16 protein-coding genes are annotated in these 17,093 nt (G+C 68.6%); 4 read left to right on the top strand and 12 right to left on the bottom strand.

The features are described 5' to 3' along the window. Window positions 1-3: 3 nt before the first annotated feature. From QZM35_RS04180 to QZM35_RS04160, 5 genes are all read right to left on the bottom strand, one after another. A complete protein-coding gene (locus QZM35_RS04180; RefSeq protein WP_174971800.1) occupies window positions 4-1,197 on the bottom strand; it encodes a pyridoxal phosphate-dependent aminotransferase in 1,194 nt (397 codons plus the stop codon). A gap of 52 nt (window positions 1,198-1,249) precedes the next feature. Then, a complete protein-coding gene (locus QZM35_RS04175; RefSeq protein ID WP_174930414.1) occupies window positions 1,250-1,945 on the bottom strand; it encodes an ABC transporter permease in 696 nt (231 codons plus the stop codon). Window positions 1,946-1,994: 49 nt separating this feature from the next. Further along, window positions 1,995-2,711 (bottom strand): ABC transporter permease, encoded by a 717-nt coding sequence (locus QZM35_RS04170; RefSeq protein WP_089427796.1) that lies wholly within the window; start codon window positions 2,709-2,711, stop codon window positions 1,995-1,997. A gap of 40 nt (window positions 2,712-2,751) precedes the next feature. Next, window positions 2,752-3,549 (bottom strand): transporter substrate-binding domain-containing protein, encoded by a 798-nt coding sequence (locus tag QZM35_RS04165; protein WP_089432492.1) that lies wholly within the window; start codon window positions 3,547-3,549, stop codon window positions 2,752-2,754. Between the two features lie 74 nt (window positions 3,550-3,623). Then, window positions 3,624-4,430, bottom strand: coding sequence for an ABC transporter ATP-binding protein (locus tag QZM35_RS04160; RefSeq protein ID WP_089427798.1), 807 nt, complete (start codon window positions 4,428-4,430; stop codon window positions 3,624-3,626). Window positions 4,431-4,668: 238 nt separating this feature from the next. Here QZM35_RS04160 and QZM35_RS04155 point away from each other — a divergent pair, with 238 nt between their 5' ends. After that, window positions 4,669-5,325, top strand: coding sequence for a TetR family transcriptional regulator C-terminal domain-containing protein (locus QZM35_RS04155; RefSeq protein ID WP_244115244.1), 657 nt, complete (start codon window positions 4,669-4,671; stop codon window positions 5,323-5,325). An 88-nt stretch (window positions 5,326-5,413) separates the two neighbouring features. Here the strand turns inward: QZM35_RS04155 and QZM35_RS04150 are convergent, their stop codons facing one another. The 7 genes from QZM35_RS04150 to QZM35_RS04120 form a co-directional block, all read right to left on the bottom strand. Then, on the bottom strand, window positions 5,414-7,015 hold the full coding sequence (locus QZM35_RS04150) for a 5-guanidino-2-oxopentanoate decarboxylase (protein WP_301775445.1): 1,602 nt from the start codon (window positions 7,013-7,015) through the stop codon (window positions 5,414-5,416). Window positions 7,016-7,070: 55 nt separating this feature from the next. Then, the gene (locus tag QZM35_RS04145; RefSeq protein ID WP_089427800.1) at window positions 7,071-7,709 is read right to left on the bottom strand and encodes a MarC family protein; all 639 of its coding nucleotides are present in this window, start codon (window positions 7,707-7,709) and stop codon (window positions 7,071-7,073) included. Window positions 7,710-7,773: 64 nt separating this feature from the next. Next, on the bottom strand, window positions 7,774-8,502 hold the full coding sequence (locus QZM35_RS04140; protein WP_089427801.1) for an NAD(P)H-dependent oxidoreductase: 729 nt from the start codon (window positions 8,500-8,502) through the stop codon (window positions 7,774-7,776). Window positions 8,503-8,543: 41 nt separating this feature from the next. Further along, window positions 8,544-9,338 carry an ABC transporter permease gene (locus QZM35_RS04135; protein WP_089427802.1) on the bottom strand — a complete coding sequence of 265 codons (795 nt, stop codon included), beginning with the start codon at window positions 9,336-9,338 and terminating at the stop codon, window positions 8,544-8,546. Between the two features lie 20 nt (window positions 9,339-9,358). Beyond that, the gene (locus tag QZM35_RS04130; protein ID WP_301775444.1) at window positions 9,359-10,234 is read right to left on the bottom strand and encodes an ABC transporter permease; all 876 of its coding nucleotides are present in this window, start codon (window positions 10,232-10,234) and stop codon (window positions 9,359-9,361) included. A gap of 25 nt (window positions 10,235-10,259) precedes the next feature. Then, window positions 10,260-11,369, bottom strand: coding sequence for an ABC transporter substrate-binding protein (locus QZM35_RS04125; RefSeq protein ID WP_089427804.1), 1,110 nt, complete (start codon window positions 11,367-11,369; stop codon window positions 10,260-10,262). 114 nt (window positions 11,370-11,483) lie between these two features. Then, window positions 11,484-12,650, bottom strand: coding sequence for an ABC transporter ATP-binding protein (locus QZM35_RS04120; RefSeq protein ID WP_301775443.1), 1,167 nt, complete (start codon window positions 12,648-12,650; stop codon window positions 11,484-11,486). A 145-nt stretch (window positions 12,651-12,795) separates the two neighbouring features. Between QZM35_RS04120 and QZM35_RS04115 the strand changes: the two genes are divergently transcribed. From QZM35_RS04115 to QZM35_RS04105, 3 genes are read left to right on the top strand one after another with little or no spacing between them, the layout of a single operon-like run. Then, window positions 12,796-13,584 (top strand): enoyl-CoA hydratase/isomerase family protein, encoded by a 789-nt coding sequence (locus QZM35_RS04115; protein ID WP_301775442.1) that lies wholly within the window; start codon window positions 12,796-12,798, stop codon window positions 13,582-13,584. 3 nt (window positions 13,585-13,587) lie between these two features. Next, window positions 13,588-14,745: an acyl-CoA dehydrogenase family protein gene (locus QZM35_RS04110; RefSeq protein ID WP_089427807.1), complete on the top strand. Its 1,158-nt coding sequence runs from the start codon at window positions 13,588-13,590 to the stop codon at window positions 14,743-14,745. Between the two features lie 52 nt (window positions 14,746-14,797). Continuing rightward, window positions 14,798-16,933, top strand: coding sequence for an acetate--CoA ligase family protein (locus tag QZM35_RS04105; RefSeq protein ID WP_301775441.1), 2,136 nt, complete (start codon window positions 14,798-14,800; stop codon window positions 16,931-16,933). Window positions 16,934-17,093 lie beyond the last annotated feature (160 nt).

Here is a 17,093-nt window from a genome sequence, read left to right as displayed (position 1 = left end):
CCATCACGACGCCGCGCGCGAATCCGCGCCAAGGCTCGCGACGAATGCCGCAATGCGCTCGCATGCGTCGGCCAGCTTCGCATCGTCGACGACGAAGCCGAAGCGCACGAAGCCGGATGCGGTATCGCCGAACGCGCTCGCGTCGAGCAGCGCGACCTGCTTCGCGCGGAACAATCCCCACGTGAATGCGTGCGCGTCGAGCCCGGTGCCGCGCACGTCGACCATCATGAACATGCCGGCTTCCGGCAGCAGGCAACGCAGCCCCGGCACGTCGCGCAGGCGCGCGTAGGCCAGGTCGCGGCGGCGCCGGTACAGCTCGCGCATGTCGGCGACGATCGCGGCCTTGTTGTCGAGCGCGGTGACGGCCGCCTGCTGGATGAAGCCCGGCAGCCCGTACAGCATGCACAGCGCGAGCCGCTCCGCGTGCTCGATCAGCTCGGCCGGGCCGATCGCCCAGCCGACCCGCCAGCCGGGCATCGCATGCGATTTCGACAGGCTGCCGATCGTCACCGTGCGTTCGGCCATCCCCGGCAGCGACGCGATGCTGACCAGGTCGCGCTCGAACGTCAGTTCCGCATACACCTCGTCGGACACGACCCACAGATCGCGCTCGCAGGCGAGCCGCGCGATGCGTTCGAGATCGGCGCGCGGCAGCACGACGCCGGTCGGGTTGCACGGCGTCGCGAAGAAGATCGCCTTCGTGCGCGGCGTCACGGCCGCTTCGAGCGCGTCGAAGTCGAGATGAAAGCCGCGCGACGCATCGACCGGCACCGGCACGAGCGTCGCACCCGACGCGCGCACGCTGGCTTCGTACGTCAGATACATCGGCTCCGGCACGATCACCTCGTCGCCCGCCTCGCACAGGCACATCGCCATCGCGAACAGTGCGTTCTGCGCGCCGGCCGTCACGATCACGTGCTCGGCACCGACCGCCTGCCCGGACGCCTTCGCATGCTCGCGCGCGATCGCCGTGCGCAGTTCGGCGCGGCCCCGTACTTCGCTGTAGTGCGTATCGCCGCCGCGCAGCGCGGCGACCGCGCGCTCGACGATGATCTCCGGCGTCGGAAAGTCGGGATCGCCGACGCTCAGGATGATCGCCGGCTCGCCCGCCGCGACGGCCGCCTGCGCCGCGTAATGAATGTCCCATGCAGTCGTGCGCTTGCCCTGCAGGCGATCGACCAGCTTCGAATAGTTCATGCGTTCTCCGTCGCGCGGCGTCCGAGCGGCCGCCGCTTCTTCAAGGGTTCGTTCACCGCGGCATGCGTACCGGCACACGCCGCTCGAGCCGGCCAAACGCGCGTTCGATCACGAACGCGAGCACGACATAGATCACGGCGATCGCCAGCAGCGGCTCGTAGGTCCGCAGTGTCTGCGCGCGAATGTAGTTCGCGGCGCCGAGCACGTCCATCACCGCGACCGTCGACGCGAGCGCGGTCGATTTCAGCAGCATCACCGTCTCGCCCGCGAGCGTCGGCAGCAGGATCTGGATCGCACGCGGCAGCCACACGCGCCGCGCGATCATCGACGGGCGCATCCCCATCGCGCGCGCCGCCTCGATCTCGCCCTTCGGTACGCCGCGTAGGCCCGCGCGCAGCACCTCGCCGACATACGCGCCGACGCTGATCACCAGCGCGAACGCGACATACCAGAAACCGTCGCGCAGGAACGGCCACAGCACGCTGTCGCGCAGCGCGGGCCAGCCGGCGAACAGCGAGCCGACGCCGTAGTAGATCAGGTAGATCTGCACGAGCAGCGGCGTGCCGCGTATCACTTCGGTGAACGCCTTGCTGACGCGCGCGATGACCGGGTTGCCCGACAGCCGCGCGAACGCGACGACGATCGCGAGCGCGAAGCCGAACACGGCCGAGATGACGAGCAGCTTGACGGTGGTCAGCACGCCGAGCAGCAGCAGCGATCCGTAGGAAGACAGTACGCTCAGATCCATGACGTTGATCCGGTTCGGTCAAAAAATACGTGAGAAGACACGGCGCGGCTCACGATGCCGGCATCCAGCGGCCGAAACGCCGCTCGATCTCGCGGAACAGCATGCCGGACAGCGACGTGATCGCGAAGTACACGGCCGCGACCATCAGGTAGTAGTGCATGTACTCGCGCGTCGACCCGGCCGCCTGCTTCGCGGTGTAGAGCAGCTCGCTGTAGCCGACCACGCTGATCAGCGCACTGTCTTTCACGAGGATCAGCCACAGGTTCGTGAAGCCGGCCAGCGCATACGGCGCCATCGCCGGCAGCGTCACACGGCGGAACACGAGCGACGGCGGCGCGCCGAACGCGCGCGCCGCCTCGATCTGCCCGTACGGGATCGCGAGGATCGCACCGCGGATGATCTCGGCCGCATACGCGCCCTGCACGATGCCGAGCACGATCACGGCCGCCGCGAAGCCGTTGACCGCGACCGGCCCGGCACCGATCGCCGTCATCAGCAGGTTGATCGCGTCGGTGCCCGCGTAATAGAGCAGCAGGATCAGCAACAGCTCGGGCACCGCGCGGCACAGCGTCGTGTAGCCCTGCGCGAGCCGCTCCAGCACCCGCACGCCCGACAGCTTCGCGGCCGCACCCAGCAGCCCGAGCACGATGCCGACGACGAACGCGCCGAGCGAAATCTCGAGCGTCACGCCCGCGCCCTGCAAGAGCGCGACGCCCCAGCCGTCCGGGTCCATGCCCAGGTAGCTCACCCATCCCCAACCGTCCATGCCGCCTCCTCGTCCGTGCGTGACGCCCGTGTGCGCTCGATCAGTGCGGCCAGAGGTCGATCGGGAAATACTTCTTCGCGATCTGCGCGTACTTGCCCGATGCATGCAGTTGCTCGAGCGCCTGGTCCATCTGCTGCTTGAGCGGTGCATCGGCCTTGCGCATCCCCGCGCCGACACCGTAGCCGAAGACCGCCGGGTCCATCTTCACACTGCCGGGGCCCTTCAGCTCGAACGCGGAACCGTCCTTCGACTTCAGGAAATCGAGAATGCCGAGCTGGTCGAGATACATCGTGTCGATGCGGCCGGCGACGAGGTCGGCGTTGCAGTCATCCTGCGTGTTGTACAGGCGCACCGTCGCGGTCTTGCCGTAGGCCATCTTGATGAACTCGGCGTTCGCGGTCGAACCCTGCACGCCGATCACCTTGCCCTTCAGCCCGTCCGGCGTCAGCGTGAGCTTCTGGTTCTTCGCTCCGACGAAGGTGCCCGGCGTCTCGTAGTACGGCCGCGAGAACGCGATCACCTTCTGGCGCTCCGGCGTGATCGACATCGAGTTGAAGATCACGTCGATCTTGTCGCTGAGCAGCGCCGGGATGATGCCGTCCCACGCGACTTCCTTGATCTCGCACTTCGCCTTCATCTGGTCGCACAGCGCGCGGATCAGATCGGCCTCGAAGCCGCTCCACTGGCCCGTCGGGCTCTTCATCAGGAACGGCGGATACGGCTCGGCCGCGACCCCGAAGCGCAGCACGCCCGACGACGCGTGCGCGGAACCGAACGGCGCGAGCGCCGCGAGGACGAGACTCAACAGGCACAGCAGACTGCGTACGACACGTTTCATGGTCGGACTCCTTGCGGGAAAGATAGGGATCGGGGCAGCCGGCCGTACTGGCACGCGCGGGCCGCGCCCGCGGTTCAGTGGCGTTGCCGATGCGCGTTGACGAACTGGCGGCAGCGTTCGCTCTGCGGCGCGTCGAAGATCTCGGCCGGCGTGCCGCTCTCCTCGACGCGCCCTTCGTGCAGGAACAGCACCCTGTTCGACACGTCGCGCGCGAACGCCATTTCGTGCGTGACGAGAATCATCGTGCGGCCTTCGCACGCGAGATCGCGAATCACCTTCAGCACTTCGCCGACGCGTTCGGGATCGAGCGCGGACGTCGGCTCGTCGAACAGCATCACCCTGGGCCGCATCGCCAGCGCGCGCGCAATCGCGACGCGCTGCTGCTGGCCGCCGGACAGGAACGCGGGATAGACGTTGCGCTTGTCGGCAAGGCCGACGCGTTCGAGCAGCTGCTCGGCGCGCGCGATCGCTTCGGCGCGCGGTTCGCGCAGCACGTGCACGGGCATCTCGATCACGTTCTCGAGCACCGTGCGGTGCGCCCACAGGTTGAAGCTCTGGAACACCATCCCGAGCCGCGTGCGAATGCGCTCGACCTGGCGCGGATCGGTCGGCACCGTGCGGCCCTTGCGGTCGACCTTCAGGCCGATCTCCTCGCCGTCGACCACGATGCGTCCGCGGGTCGGCGTCTCCAGCAGGTTGATGCAGCGAAGCAGCGTGCTCTTGCCCGAGCCGCTCGCGCCGATCAGCGAGATCACTTCGCCTTCGCGCGCGCTCAGCGACACGCCCTTCAACACCTCCAGCTCGCCGAACCGCTTGTGCAGATCCGTCACCTGCACGCGCTCGTCGACGGCCGCCTTCACGCTCTCCACCCGCGCCAACATGCTGTCTCCTGTGTCGAATTCTCATGCCCGTCCCGTGCGGGACCGCGGCGTCTTGTTGAATGGCCGACCAACCTCATGCGGAGTCGAGTATAGGCGCTGTTGAACGGTGGTTCAACAGATTTCAATCATCCTGGAGCAAGGGTTTTCGCGGGTTCCACGCTGCTTTCGATGGTGTAATTGAACAAGCGTCCGACACTCCCCTATAATCGGTGCCATGACGATTCCGTAAGGTCACCCCGTGAAAAAGACTCCTGGCAGCGCACCGGTTCAGGCCCGCAGCCGCGGCATCCGCGAAACGCCCGCGGTGCGGCAGCAATCGATCATCGACGCGACGATGCGCTGTATCGCGCGCTACAGCTATTCGGAAACCACGATCGACCGCATCTGCGCGGAAGCGAAGGTGTCGCGCGGGCTGATCAACCATCACTTCCAGTCGAAAGACGAGCTGATGGCGCAGACCTACAAGCGGCTCGCGTCCGACCTGCTCGACGTGTCGCGCGCGGCCGCCGCGAACGCGACCGGCCCCGAGGACAAGCTCGACGCGATCATCAAGGTGTGTTTCGCCGCGCCGGTGTTCGCGCCGAAGAACGTGAAGGTGTGGCTCGGCTTCTGGAGTGTCGCGCATAGCGACCCGGTGATCCGCAAGGCACACAAGGAGCTGTACGCCGGCTACCGGCAAGCCCTGAAGAAGCTGTTCGACCAGATCGCGGAAGTGCGCGGCGGGACCGTCGACAGCGATCTCGCCGCGCTGACGCTGACGGCCGTGATCGACGGGTTCTGGCTCGAGCTCGCGCGCGACCCGACGTCCTTTACCGCGGCAGACGCGCTGGCGAGCTGCCTGCGCGTCGTCGATACGTTCCTGCCGCCGCCGAAGACGGCCCGCAAGCGCGCGTAACGCGGCGCGCCGGCGACCTGACGCATCATCGCCGCCGGCAACCCGGCGGCGCACCCGACGGCCTCGCATCGCGAGGCCGTTCGCGTTTTCAGCACGCGCGAATCTCGATCAGATACGGCGCGTCATGCGCCGCCGCCTCGCTGAGCGCCCCGACCAGTGAAGCACCCTCGTCGACGCGCTGCGCGCCCCATCCGTACGCCCGTGCGATCGCGACGAAATCCGGCGTATGCAGATCCACGCCGACCGGCTCGACGCCGCCGTCGACCATCGCGCGCTTGATTTCCCCGTATCCACCGTTGTTCAGCAGCACGACGATCACGCGCGCACGGTGTTGCACCGCGGTGCCGAGCTCCCCAAGCGTGTACTGGAATCCGCCATCGCCGGCGAGGCAGACCACCGGCCGCGACGCATCGCCGAGGCTCGCGCCGACGGCGGCCGGCAGCCCGTAGCCGAGCGAGCCGAACCCGACCGACGCGTTGAACCAGCTGCGCGGGCGCCGCGCCGCGAAGCCGACGTTGCCCGCGTAGACGATGCGCGTCGAATCCCCGACGATCGCCGCATCGGGCAGCGTGTCGCGCACGCTGTCGAGCAGCGCGAGATCGCGGCACATTTCGTCATTCAGTTCCTGTCGCGCCGCCGCACGGCACCTCGTCGCGCGTTCGACGCCGCCACGATCCGCACGGGCGCCCGCGTCGCCGGCCCACACGCGCCGCAGCGCGCGCAGGGTTTCGCCGACGTCGCCGAGCAACGGCAGCGCGGGCACCGCATTGCGGCACAGCTGCTGGGGATCGATGTCGATCCGCACGAGCGGCGCGGGCATCGAGAAACTGCGCGTCGCATACAGGTCGTAATCGGTCGGCCCGAGCTCGGTGCCGAGCGCGACGATCAGGTCGCTGTCGCGCATCAGGGCGCGCACCGCGTCGCTCGACGCCGACCACGCAATGCCGAGCGGATGCGCGGGCGGCAGCACGCCGCGCCCGTTGATCGTCATCACGACCGGCGCGTCGAGTGCTTCGGCGAGCCACCGCACGTCTTCGGACGCGTCGAGCGCGCCGCCGCCCGCCAGGATCAGCGGCGCGCGCGCGGCAGCCGCCTGCGCGCGCAGCGCGTCGATGCCGTCGGCCGATGCGGGACCGGGTGCGATGCGCGGCGGCGCCGCCGGCACGGGCGGCAACGTGTCGGCCGGCGCCGCGAGCACGTCGAGCGGGATCTGGATATGCACCGGGCGCGGCCGGCCGCCCGAGAACACCGCGAACGCGCGCGCGATCGCCTGCGGCAGTGCGTCGGCGCGCGGCACCGTATAGCTGAACGCGGCGACATTCTCCGCGAACGCATGCTGGTCGGGCAGTTCGTGCAGATGGCCGTTGCCCGAGCCGATATCGCCGGACGCGTTGACGCTCGAGATCACCAGCATCGGAATCGAATCCGCAAACGCCTGCGCCATCGACGTCGCGATGTTCGTCATCCCGGGGCCGGTGATCACGAAGCACACGCCGGGCTTGCCGGTCGCGCGCGCATAGCCGTCCGCCATGAAGCCGAGGCCCTGCTCGTGGCGCGCGCTCACGTGACGCAGCGTGCTGCCGGCCAGCCCGCGGTACAGCTCGATCGTGTGCACGCCGGGAATGCCGAACACCGTATCGACGCCGTACGCGGCGAGCAGGTCGACGAGATACATGCCAACTGTTTTCATTTGTCTTCCATCGTTCAGGACAGGTTTCTGGATCATTCGCCGGGCGGCGAAGCCATCAGTGCGCGAGCCCCGGCAGCAGTTCGCGTACGCCTTGCGCGAGCATCTGGAACGCGATCGCGGTCAGCACGATCCCCGACAGCCGCTCGACGAGCGTCCTGCCGATCTCGCCGAGCCGCCGGCACCACGACGCCGAGCACGCATACGTGAGCCCGATCACGCCCGCATGCAGCACGCAGGCTGCGCTCAGCGCGAGCAGGTCGGACGGCGTATGAAAGCGCGTCGCGGTCGTGATCACGAGCGACATCACCGCGCTGCCGATCGACAGCGGGAAGATCAGCGGCACCGCGATGTAGCTGCGCCACTGCGCATATTCGAGCCGCCGCTCCCCGCCGCTGCGTTCGTCGTTGGCCGTGCCGCGCATCATCGGAATCGACCACAGGCACAGCACGAGGCCGCCCGTCAGCGTCAGCGCACCGAGCGTCAGGCCGAGCATGCGCAGCAGGAACTGGCCGCCCCAGACCGCGCCGACCATCAGCGCCGCGATCCACGCGAACAGCCTGAATGCGATCTGCCGCTGCGTCACGTCGGGAAAATGCCCGGTGACGGCCGCGTACATCGGGATCGCGACCGGCGGACAGAACAGCGTCAGCAGGCCGGTCAGGAACAGCAGCACGTCGCTCGACGTCAGGGTCATTGCTCGAACTCTCAAGCGGTCGGATGGTTGAGACGCGTATCGGCATCGCGGCCGGGTGTCGCGATCAGTCCTGCGCGGCTTCCTGCGGCGCGCGCTCGCGCCGCCGCATGTCGCCGTCGAAATCGTCGAGCGTCGGGAACGCCATCGGTTCGAGCCGGTCGAGCCGCGCCAGGTAGTCGCCGTACCGATCGAGCACGGCCGCGCGCTCGGCATCGCCGATATACGGCACGTGATAGCCGACGAACGACGGCAGCACGTCGAAGCCCGCATAGCCGAGCGTGCCGCGCAGCACGTGGCGCAGCATCAGGTCCATTTCGCCATGCACACCATCCGCGCCGAACATGTAGTCGCGGCCGCCGCACGTATAGGCGAGCAGCGCGCGCTTGCCGCGCATCCCGCCGCGATCGTAGAAGCGCACACCGCCGTACACCTTGCCCGACACGAGCACGCGGTCGATCCAGCCCTTCATGATCGCCGGCACCGAGCACCAGAACAGCGGGAAGCTCAGGATCAGCAAGTCGCATGCGGCGAGCTTGTCGAGTTCCGCGGCGATGTCCGGCGCGATCGCGTGCGCGGCGACGTTCTCGCGCTGCTCGAGCGCGTAGACGAGATAGTCGGGGTGCTTGCGCACGCCGAAATCGGCCGCGCTCGCCACCGGATTCCACTGCATCGCGTACAGGTCGGACACCGTCACGGTGTGCCCCTGCGCTTCGAGCGTACTCACCGCGCGGTGCAGCATCGACGTGGTGAACGACTGCGGCTCGGGATGGGCGTGGACGATCAGGACTTTCATGAGGCGATTTTTCTCCGCAACGTAACGTTGAAGGGTTGAACTCACACGGCCCCGGCCGCGCGCTTGCGCAGCAGCGACAGGCCGATCGCGACGCAGGTCGCGACGAGCAGCAGCGTGGACACCGACGCGATCGCCGGGTCGACGTTCTCGCGCATCCCGTCCCACATGCGGCGCGGCAGCGTGTACACGCTCCGGCTCGAGATGAACAGCGTGACGACCAGCTCGTCCCACGACAGGATGAATGCGAACACCGCCGCCGACAGCACGCCCGGCCGGATCGACGGCAGGATCACGTAGCGCAGCGTCTGCGCGAGGTTCGCGCCGAGGCTGCGCGACGCCTGTTCGATCCGCAGGCCGACCGTCGCGAGCGACGCGGACACGGCCACCACCACGTAAGGCACCGACAGCACGACGTGCGACAGGATCACTGCCGGCAGGCTGTCGAGCATCCCGAGCTCGCCCCACAGCCGATAGAACGCGAGCGCCGACACGATCGGCGGCACGATCAGCGGAAACAGGATCACGCCGCGCACGAACTCGCCGCGCCGCGACGCGACCTTCCACAGGCCGATCGCGCACAGCGTGCCGAGCGTGACCGAGATCGCCGACGACGCCAGCGCGATCAGCCCGCTTTGCAGGAAGCTCGACACCCAGCCGTCGTCGTCGAGCAGCACGCCGTAGTGCCGCAACGACAGCGCGCCGTCCGGCATCGACAGGTAGTCGCTCGGCGTCAGCGACACGGGCACCGACACGAGCAGCGGCAGCATCAGGAACAGGATCGCGGCCCATGCGACACCGACCACCAGCGCGCGCCCTGCGGTCATTCGATTCTTCATCGGTTCGTCCTCCGTTCGAATCAGCGCGCGCCGAACAGCTCGCGCAGGTCGACGAAACGCGCGAGCAGCGCGAGCGCGGCCAGGATCGACGCCAGCAGCAGCGACGCGAGCGCCGCCCCGCTGCCCCAGTTCACGAGCTGCAGGATCTGCGTGCTGATGTACTCGGCGATCATCACCGTGCGGCCGCCGCCGAGAATCACCGGCGTCACGTAGAAGCCGAGCGAGAAGATGAACACGAGGATCGCCGCGCCGACGATGCCCGGCCGCGTCTGCGCGAAATACACCTTGCGGAACGTGACGAACGCGCCCGCGCCGAGCCCCTGCGACGCCCGCGCGAGCTGCGGGTCGATGCCCTTCATGTTCGCGTACAGCGGCAGCACCGCATACGGAATCATGAAGTGGATCATCCCGATCACGACGCCGATCTCGTTGCGCATCAGCGGCAGCGGCACGTCGATCAGCCCGACGCGCATCAGCAGCGTGTTGACGAGCCCCTGCTCGCCGAGCAGGAACAGCCACGAGAACGCACGCACCAGCACCGACGCCCAGAACGGCACGAGCAGCCCGAACATCAGCGCCATCCGCTGACGCGGGCCGACGTGCGCCATCGCATAGGCGATCGCGTAGCCGAGCGCGACCGAAAACACCGTGGTGACCGCGCACACGCGCAGCGTCGTCCACAGCACGCGGTGCACGCCATGGTTGTCCAGCAGCCGCGCGTAGTTCGTCAGGCCGGGCGCCGGCACCGTGAAGCCGAGCCACAGCACGCGCACGAGCGGAACCACGTACAGCACGATCAGCACCGCGAGCAGCGGCACGACGAGCAGCCAGTAGCGGTCGGCCTTCGCGCGGCCTAGCGGGACCGCGCCCGCGGCGGGAGGAGACAGGGTAGTCATGGCGTCACGCTCACGAGGCGGCGGATCAGGACGACATCAGGTCGGTGTACTGCGCGAGCGTCGCTTCGTAATGCTGCGCCCACCATTCGGGATTCACCTTGCACTGCTTCGCCCAGTTCTCGGGCGTGCCGGGATTGTCGGCGCGCAGCGCCTGCGGCACCGCGGCCGTCGCGGCCGGCGTCACCGGCCCGTTGCCGAGCAGCGACAGCAGGCGCACCTGCGGCTCGACACCCTGCACGAACTTGATGAACTGCCACACGGCATCGCCCGACGGGTTGTTCTTCGGCACGCCCCACACGTCGCACGACGCGAGCCCCTGCTCCCACGTATAGCGGAACCGGCCGTTGCTCTCGCGCTGGATCACGTTCGCGCGCGTATGCCAGATGCACGCCATGCTGACTTCGCCGTTGCGCAGCAGTTGCAGGCTGTCCGCACCCGAATCCCACAGCAGCACGTTCGAGCGCAGTTCCTTGAGTTTTTTCAGCGCGCGCGGCACGTCGATCGGGTAGACCTTGTCCTTGTCGACGCCATCGGCCATCAGCGCGGCTTCGAGCGCGCCGCCCATCCATTTCCACAGCCCGCGCTTGCCCGGAAACTTGCCGACGTTCCAGAAATCGGCCCAGTTCTTCGGCGGATTCGCGCCGAACTTGCGCGCGTCGTAGACGAGCACGTAGCTCAGCAGGTACGACGGCACGCCGAAATCCGACCCGAGCCCCGGCAGTGTGTTGCGGCCCACGACCGAATAATCGATCGGCCGCAGGAAGCCCTGCTTGCCGAGCTTGATCGCCGCGAAGCCGTCGAGATCCATCACGTCCCAGATCACGTTCCTGTTCTCGACCATTGCCTTGATCTTGCCGTCCTCCGGCGACGAGTCGTAACCCATCCTGATCCCGCTCGCCTTCGTGAACGGGTCCATGTATGCGGAGCGGAACGCCGAACGCGCTTCGCCGCCCCATGCGCTGAGCACGATTTCCTTCGGGTTCGACGCCAGCGCGTCTTTCGCGCCGAGCGACAGCAGCGTCGGCGCGATGCCGGCGGCCGCGCACAGCCGCAGGAAATCGCGACGGCGTTGCGACGTCGCGGGTTGAAGGTCGCGCGCTTGGTCGAGCAGGTCCTGCAGATGGCGCTTCGTCATGGTGTCTCCTCCAGGCTGGACAGCGCCCGCACGCATCTCGGCGTTGTCGGGCACGGGGAATCGGCCGGCGACGACGGCAGCCGCCGCGTCGCGCGGGATGCAGCGTTCGCCGCGTCAGTCGGCCGCGATCCGGCAGGTCGCGTCGCGCTCCCACTGCACGAACACGTCCATGCCGGTGCGCGGCGACGCGAGCCCTCGCCACGCAGGCACGTCCGCCGTCATGCAGCCGAGCGCCGACGTCTCGATCTCGAAGCGGTACGACGAACCGAAATAGCTCCAATGACGGATGCGGCCGGCCACTTCGTTGTGCGCGCCGCCGCACGACGTCGCCGACACGGCGACCTTCTCGGGGCGTAGCGCGAACAGCAGCGTGTCGTCGGTTCGCGCGCCGCACGCGGGCGCGACGAACCGCGTATCGCCGACGCGATAGTGCGTGGTGTCCGCATCGCCGCCGACTGCGACGCCTTCGATGAAGTTGCTCTTGCCGAGGAAGTCCGCGACGAAGCGGTTCGCCGGCTGCTCGTACAGCCCGTCCGGCGTGCCGATCTGCTCGAGCCGGCCGTCGCGCATGATCGCGATCCGGTCCGACATCGACAGCGCTTCCTCCTGGTCGTGCGTGACGAACAGGAACGTTGCCCCGAGCCGTTCGTGCAGTGCCTTCAGTTCGACCTGCACCTCGCCGCGCAGCTTGCGGTCGAGCGCGCCGAGCGGTTCGTCGAGCAGCACGAGATCGGGATCGAACACCAGCGCGCGCGCGATCGCGACGCGTTGCTGCTGGCCACCCGACAACTGACGCGGCAGCCGATCCGCGAGAGGGCCGAGCCGCACGAGATCGAGCGCGGCCTTCACGTGCTTCACCGCGTCGGGCCCCTTCTGCTTGCGCACCATCAGCGGATACGCGACGTTCTGTTCGACCGTCATGTGCGGAAACAGCGCATAGCCCTGGAACACCATCCCGAAGTTGCGCTTCTCCGGCGGCAACGCGACGATGCTGCGGCCGCCCACGCGCAGGTCGCCGGTGGTCGGATGCTCGAAGCCCGCGACGATCGTCAGCAACGTCGTCTTGCCGGAACCCGACGGCCCGAGGATCGTCAGGAATTCGCCGCGCGGAATCTCGATCGACGTTTCCCGCAACGCATGCACGCTGCCGTAGCGCTTCGACACGCGATCGATCTGCAGGCCTGCGCCGCTCGCGATGCGCTCCGCCGACGCGGTGCGTGCCGCATGCGCCCCGGCTCTTCCCTCCTCCACACCCGCCGACGTCTCCATCACCACGCTCATCGTGTGTCTCCTGGTCGACTCACAATTGGGTTGAACGTTCATTTAACAGAACTTATACTATGCCGAAATGCGGTCCGCAAGTAGCGGCGACCCTTGCCGGCTCTGACACACCCCGACACACAACAACCAGGAGACAGTGATCAGCATGAGCATCGAGGACATCCGAATCGAACGGCACGACGGCGTCGTGACCCTTCGACTGAACCGCCCGACGAAGCGCAATTCGCTCGCGCGGCCGCATCTCGACTTTCTTCGCGAGACGCTCGACGCGCTCGCGAACGATCCGGCGGTGCGCTGCGTCGTGCTGACCGGCACCGGCAGCGCATTCTGCGCGGGCGCGGACGTCGACGAGTGGGCCGAGGCCGAGCGCAGCGGCGAACTCGACACCTACGGGTGGACCGAACGCGCGCACCGTTTCGTGCAGGCGCTCGCCGCGTTTCCGCGCCCCACGATCGCCGCGCTGAACGGCTCGACGGTCGGCGCGGGCACCGACATCGGCTTTGCGTGCGACTTCCGCATCGCGAGCACGGCCGCGACGCTGCGCTGCGGGTATACGGGCATGGGCTACAGCCCCGACATGGGCGGAAGCTGGTTCCTGCCGCGCCTCGCGCGCCCCGACGTCGCACGCCGTTTCGTCTTCCTGAACGAACGCTGGAACGCGCAGGATGCGCTCGCGGCCGGACTGGTCTCCGAAGTCGTCGACGCCGATGCGTTCGCGGAGCATGTCGCCGCGTTCGCCGCGCGGCTCGCTCAAGGGCCGAGCGTCGCGTTCGGCCATACCAAGGCGCTGCTTGCGCAGTCGCTCACGCATACCCTTGCCGAGCAACTGCGCGGCGAGTTGGCGGCCGGCGTCGCTTGCGGTCACAGCGAGGACGGCCGGGAAGCGCTTCGCGCGTCGGTCGAAGGTCGCGCCCCCCATTTTGTCGGGAGATGATTGATGGATTTTTCGCTGACCCAAGAGCAGGACATGCTGGTGACGTCGCTGCGTCAGTTCGTCGAGAAGGAACTGCAGCCGCATGAATTCGCCGTCGATCGCGCGGACGACGTGCCGGCCGAACTCGCCGATTCGATCCGCCGCAAGTCGCTCGAGCTTGGTTTCTACGCGTTCAACATGCCCGAGAGCGCCGGCGGCCCGGGCCTCGACTACGTGACGCAGGCGCTGGTCGAGCGCGAGCTCGGCCGCACGAGCTGGGCGCTGCACGTGTTCGTCGCGCGGCCCAGCAAGATCCTGATGGCCTGCAAGGGCGACCAGATCGAGCGCTACCTGAAGCCGGCCGTGCGCGGCGAGCGCGTCGACTGCTTCGCGCTGACCGAGCCGGGCGCCGGCTCCGACGCGATGGGCATCCGCACGCGCGCGGTGCGCGACGGCGACGACTACGTGATCAACGGCAGCAAGCACTTCATCAGCCACGCGGATACGGCCGACTTCGTGATCCTGTTCGCCGTCACCGGCGAGGAGGAAGTGCGCGGCCAGAAGCGCAAGCGCGTGACCTGCTTCCTGATCGACAAGGACACGCCGGGCATGACCGTGCGGCGCGGCCCGCACTGCACGAGCCTGCGCGGCTACCACCAGTCGGAGATCTTCCTGTCCGACTGCCGCGTGAGCGCCGCGCAGATCCTCGGCGAAGAGCATCGCGGCTTCGAGCTCGCGAACGACTGGCTCACCGCCGGCCGCGTGATGGTGGCCGCGAACAACATCGGCCGCGCGCAGCGCGCGTTCGAGATGGCCGCCGAATGGGCCGCGACGCGCCATCAGTTCGGCAAGCGCATCGGCGATTTCCAGGGCACGTCGTTCAAGCTCGCCGACATGCAGACCGAGATTCGCGCGGCGGAACTCGTCACGCTCTATACCGCGCAGAAGCTCGACCAGGGCACGATGACCGACGGCGACGCCGCGCTCGCGAAACTGCTGGCCACCGAGACACTCGGCCGCGTGACCGATCACGCGGTGCAGATCTACGGCGGCATGGGGTTGATGGACGAACTGCCGATCGAGCGCTTCTGGCGCGATGCGCGCATCGAGCGCATCTGGGAAGGCACGTCCGAGATCCAGCGCCACATCCTGTCCAAGGAAATCCTCCGACGCTACAGCTGACGCGAATCGTCGCGCCGGCGCGCAAGCCGGCGCGCGTTCCGAAAGGACCATCATGACCTCTTCCCCTGAAGTCAGGGATCGCCGTGCCGACGCCGCGGCCAACCTGCGCCGGCTGCTCGAGCCGGCCAGCATCGCGTTCGTCGGCGGGCGCGGCATCGCGGGCGCCGTGCAGCGCTGTCGCCACTACGGCTATGCCGGCGACATCTGGCTCGTCAATCCGAACCATGCCGAGATCGACGGCGTGCCCTGCCATGCCAGCGTCGCCGACCTGCCCGCCGCGCCCGATGCCGTGTTCGTCGCAGTCCCCGCGCGGCAGGCGATCGACGTCGTGCGCGCGCTCGCCGAACGCGGCGCCGGCGGCGCGATCGTGTACGCGTCGGGTTTCTCCGAAACCGGGGCCGACGGCGCCGCGCTGCAGCAGGCGCTCGTCGACGCCGCCGGCGACATGGCCGTGCTCGGGCCCAACTGCTACGGGTTGATCAACGGCCTGAACGGCAGCGCGCTGTGGCCGGTCGCGCACGGCGCGCCGCGCGTCGAATCGGGCGTCGCGGTGATCACGCAAAGCGGCAACCTCGCGTACAACCTGTCGATGAGCGCACGCTCGGTGCCGTTCGCGTACCTGGCGAGCGTCGGCAACCAGGCGTCGGTCGACATCGCGCGCCTCGTCGATGCCTTCGTCGACGATCCGCGCATCCGCGCGATCGGCGTGCATCTCGAAGGATTGAAGGACGTGCGCGCGTTCAGCGAGGCCGCCGCCCGCGCGCTCGCGCGCGGCGTGCCGATCATCGCGCTGAAGAGCGGGACCTCGGCGCTCGGCGCGCAGCTCGCGATCAGCCACACGAGTTCGCTCGCGGGCTCGGACGCGCTGTACGACGCACTGTTCCGGCGGCTCGGCGTGATCCGCGTGAAGGACCCGGTCGGCCTCGTCGAAACGCTGAAGCTGCTCGCGATCGCCGGTGTGCCCGAGCGCCGCACGCTCGCCGCGCTGGCGACGTCCGGCGGCGATGCGGGGCTCGTCGCGGATCTCGGCGACGCGCAGGGCATCGCGTTCCCGCCGGTCGGCGACGCCGGGCGCCACGCGCTCGGCAACGTGCTGCCCGCGTACGCGACGATCGCGAACCCGCTCGATTTCACGACGACACCGTGGGGCGATCCGGACAAGATGCGCGCGTGCTGCGACGCGCTGCTCGCCGACCGGCCCGGCGCGGCCGCGATGATTCTCGACTATCCGCAAGAAGCGACCGGCGAGCGACCGCTGTGCGACATCGCGGCAAACGCGTTCGCGGCCTCCGCGCGCCAGCACGGCGTGGTCGGCGCGGTCATCTCGGTGTTTCCCGACCTCACGCCGCCCGATCACGCCGCACGCATGGCCGCGGCCGGCATCGCGCCGCTGCAGGGGCTCGCCGACGGGATCGACGCAATCGGCGCGGCGATGACCTACGGCGAGACGCGCCGCCGCGTGCTCGACGCCGATGCGCTCAACGCGCTGCCGGTACTGCGGGCCGGCAACGGCGGCGGCAGTCACGGCGCCACGACGCTGCACGACGAATGGGCGAGCAAGCGGATGCTGGCCGCGCACGGGCTCGACGTACCGTCAGCGGAATGCGTCGCGCCCGCCGATGCACCGGCCGCCGCGCAGCGGCTCGGGTTTCCGGTCTGCGTGAAAGTGGTCAGCGATCGCCTGCCGCACAAGACCGAGGCCGGCGCGGTCGCGCTGAAGCTCGCGTCGCCCGAAGCCGTCGCCGCCGCGGTCGAGCGGATGACCGAACAGGTCGCGCGCTACGCGCCGGACGTGCGGGTCGAGCGCATCCTCGTCGAGAAGATGGCCGACGCGCCGCTGCTCGAACTGATCGTCGGCGTGAAGCGCGAGCCGAATTTCGGTCTAGCGCTCGTGCTCGGCGCCGGCGGCGTGCTGGTCGAGCTGATCCGCGACACCGCGACACTCCTGCTGCCGGTGCGTGAAAGCGACGTGCGCGACGCCCTGCTCGGGCTGAAGCTCGGCCCGCTGCTGACCGGCTATCGCGGACGGCCGAAGGCCGATCTCGATGCGGTGGTGGCGAACGTGATGGCGATCGCACGCTTCGCGCAGGCACACGCTGACACGCTCGTCGAACTCGACGTCAATCCGCTGCTGGTGATGGAATGCGGCGCGGTGGCCGTCGATGCGCTGGTGAGGCTCGACGCCTGACACCCGCCGGCCCGCTCATGCATCGCCCGAGCGGGCCGGCGGCAACCGTGCGCGAGTCTTCGCCGCAGTTCGTTCAACGACGCTCGCCGAACGTGTCGTCCATGCTCACGCAATCGTCGCCGGGCGCATCGCGCAGCGCGGCGACGACGCAGGCCCGGGC

The organism is Burkholderia sp. AU45274 (assembly GCF_030482505.1).
Classification (GTDB): Bacteria; Pseudomonadota; Gammaproteobacteria; order Burkholderiales; family Burkholderiaceae; genus Burkholderia.
This window is presented reverse-complemented; position numbering and strand designations above follow the sequence as displayed.